Raw genomic sequence first — 394 nt, forward strand, 5'->3', positions numbered from 1 at the left:
GCTTGAAGGCGAGCGCGTCGAACAGCGACTCGTTGTCGTGCGCGTCGGCGTAGGCGAGGGCGTCGCCGGGGGCGGCCGCGTAGCCGGCGGGTGCGCCGTTGTAGTCGACCTGGGAGCCCTTGACCTCCTTGCCGTCGGTGTCGGTGAAGGTGTAGTCGGCGAGGTTGCCGCTCAGGCCCACCTTGATCAGGTCCTGGTAGTGCAGCAGCCGGGCCTTCTGCTCGGCCGGGGTGCCGTTGGCGGCCGAGGAGTTGGGGTCGGTGTAGAGACCGGAGGCGAAGCCCTGCACGCCGGGGTCCTCGTCGAAGGGTCCGCCGCCGCGCACGGCGTCACGGGCCCGGTCGGAGAAGGTTGCGATGCCGGTGCCGGCCATGTTCTTCTGCGTGGCCTGCTC

The 394-nt window shown here is 70.8% G+C and carries 1 protein-coding gene; it reads right to left on the reverse strand.

What is annotated here, in order from left to right:
• Positions 1-394, reverse strand: a 394-nt coding sequence (locus LPA54_RS41350; RefSeq protein WP_228985524.1) for a hypothetical protein, incomplete at both ends; no start/stop codon positions are given.

The organism is Streptomyces sp. DH12 (assembly GCF_020873895.1).
Taxonomy (GTDB): Bacteria; Actinomycetota; Actinomycetes; order Streptomycetales; family Streptomycetaceae; genus Streptomyces.